The sequence below is a fragment of the Stieleria sp. genome (genome assembly GCF_041595215.1).
GTDB classification, from domain to species: Bacteria; Planctomycetota; Planctomycetia; order Pirellulales; family Pirellulaceae; genus Stieleria; species Stieleria magnilauensis.
Map to the genome: position 1 here is coordinate 1 of NZ_JBFHKV010001103.1, position 2,766 is coordinate 2,766.

At 59.0% G+C, this 2,766-nt stretch carries 1 protein-coding gene and 1 pseudogene; both read left to right on the forward strand.

Annotated features, from left to right (window positions below; all coding sequences use genetic code 11):
• Positions 1–258 precede the first annotated feature (258 nt).
• Complete coding sequence (locus tag ABX749_RS28500) at positions 259–1,131, forward strand: hypothetical protein (protein WP_372899018.1); 873 nt, start codon at positions 259–261, stop codon at positions 1,129–1,131.
• A gap of 417 nt (positions 1,132–1,548) precedes the next feature.
• Positions 1,549–2,766, forward strand: a pseudogene (locus tag ABX749_RS28505) (hypothetical protein); the annotation flags it as partial.

Here is a 2,766-nt window from a genome sequence, read left to right on the forward strand (position 1 = left end):
AAGTCGTAGCGGGCGGACCTGAATCGGCCGCCGCGTTTCTGGCCGCATCGTTTTTTGCCTTTCTTTTTGGCAAAAAACTCGATCTTTCGTGAAACCCTGCCGCCTTGGCGTGGTTTGAACAGGGTAACTCTCGACGAATTCCATCCATTGCGATCGCAGTGTCTGGGGCAATGTCGTGGGGCGATGTACGGCTTCAAAGCACGGCGGAACTTCTCCGCAGCCAACTTCTCTTTCTGTAATCTCTGGGAATCGAAATCAATGAAGATCACAAGCGGCCCAATGGCCCTGTTGTTCGCGGCAATTTTGGCGATGGTCGCCACTGATGTTATGGCTCAACGCGGTGGCGGTGGCCGACCGGGGGGTGGGGGCGGCCGACCGGGCGGCGGCGGATTTCGTGGCGGTCCTGGAGGCCCCGGCGGCTTCGGCGGACGCGGCGGTGGTTCCATCCTGGGACTGTTGCAAGTCAAAGAAGTCCAAGAAGAAATCGAGTTGATGCCCGACCAGGAAGAGGCCGTCAAGAAGGTCGCCGAGAACCGCGAACGCGTCGAATTCCCACGCGATTTCGATCGCGAGAATCGCGACAGTGAAGAAAATATTGCCAAAATGCAGGCGTACATGAAGCAGGTTGCTGAAGGCGAAAAGAAGATCCGCGAGCAACTCGAAGAGGTGCTGTTGCCAGAGCAAATGGAACGGCTGGAACAAATCGAAGTTCAGCAGATGCGGGCCGGGGCGCTGATGAATGAGCGTGTCGCAACCGAACTGAAGCTGACCGCCAAGCAGAAAGAAGAACTGGCAAAGATGGCTGAAGAAGCTCGCGAAGAAATGATGTCCAAGATGCAAGAGTTGTTCCAAGGCGGTGACCGCGAAAACATGCGGGAAAAGATGGTGGAAGCTCAGAAGGAAATGGAAACCAAGCTGGTCAGCGTGCTGACCAGTGAGCAGAAAAAAGAGTTTGAAGAAATGAAGGGCGAGCCCTTCGAAATGCCGGCACCCCAAGGACGTGGCGGATTCGGCGGCCGCGGCGGAGACGGTGGCGGCCCCGGCGGCGGACGCGGTGGTCGCGGTGGCCCGGGCGGAGACCGAGGCGGTGATCGAGGTGGACGCCCAGGCGGACGCCCGGCGGCTGAGTGATTTGACTGACCGAAGCTAGACGAGTTCGCTGCTCGAATTGAAACGTCGACTGCAGCGAAGCGCTCCGCTGCACCGACCAGGGACAGGTTCTCCACGTGAGAATCTGTCCCGTTTTTTTTCAGGTTTCAGGTTTCAGGTTTCAGGTTTCAGGTTTCAGATCCAACAACTTGGGACTTGGAACTTGGAACTTTCGACATAAGGATTACAACCGGTACACCTTCGTTGCGTTTCCGCATCATACGAGGTTGCATTTTCGCATCATCGCTGCCAACTGCGTGCTAGGGTTCCTCGGACGAGGTCTGTATGGACTCAGACCCGGATCGAATTCCCGCATGCGCCTGACTCAAGCCGATGTTCGCTTTGTTTTCAACCTCAACCTCCCCTGCGACGGCCCGCGATGGCTGCGCATGGCGAAAGGTGAGTGCGATAGCAATCGTGGTGGTCTCGCTGCTGCCGTCTGTCGGTTGTTCGCGACTGCGGCTTCCCGCCATCGATCCGACGGGGCAACGGATCTTCAACCCCCTGCCTGCGACGACGACGATCGCGCTGCCCGGTTCGGCCGGTGAAGGCCGGCTGGGGAACTGCCTGCGAAGACTCGGTGACCCGTTGAACACGCGGCCGTTTTCGTTGCCCGAACCGGCGTTTCCCGAACCGGTCGCTCCGCCGCCCTGCCTGACGCCGGTGCCCAGCACGGCGACACCACCGCTGACGTCAATCGGTGGTGCGTCCAATGAACCGTGCGTGCCAAGCGCCCGGTGCCCGTCGGATTGCCAAAACGGTCCGCCGGCAATTCTGTATGGCAACGAGTGTCAGATGCGCGAGCTTTGCCGACTTCCCAAACGCGGCAAGCGAGGCTGCATCCTGCTCTCGCCCCAGAAAATTGTTGCACCGGTCGGCGGGGAAGTGGTTCTGTTGTCGGGAATCTGTGGTGACGAGGGACATTTGCAAGTCGGCGAACCGCTGGAATGGATGCTGACGCCGGAAAGCGTCGGGACCTTTATCCAAGTCGGTGACGATGACCCCGGTGTGATGCACCGATTGGCGCGGATTAAAAAAGCGGCCAAGCAAGATCCCGCCTATGCGTTCGGCGTGACCAGCACCAAACGCACGAAGATCACCCGTGGAAACTTGAATCCCAATGATGATGTCCAGTTGGAAAAGGGACAAACATGGATCACCGTCAGCAGCCCCAGTGAAGGGACCAGCAAAGTCACCGTGCTGGCACCGGAAAGCGAGTGCTGGGATCAACGAAAAGCAACCGCGACGATCTACTGGGTCGATGCGGCACGACAGTTTCCGGGGACGCAAATCGTCCCGGCGGGAACACCGGTCACGTTGACGACGCGGGTGACTCGATCCGAAGGCATGTTACCGGCGCGCGGATGGAAGGTGTATTACGAAATCATGCAACCCGAACTCGGCTCGTTCGCGTCGACCGGATCATCGTTCGTCGAAGCCGTTGTCGATGACGCCGGAAATGCGACGGTGCAGTTAATCCCGACACCGGGCACGTCGGGCACAGCGGCGATCGCGATGCGGGTGATTCGCCCTGGTGGTGAAACCGACAACATGCCGCCGTTGACGCTGTTCACCGGTGAGACCTTTGTCACTTGGAGTGCGCCGCAGTTGGCGATT

Excerpts from the sequence above, each read along its gene's own strand:
- ABX749_RS28500 (WP_372899018.1), top strand. The coding sequence starts at position 259 with ATGAAGATCACAAGCGGCCCAATGGCCCTGTTGTTCGCGGCAATTTTG.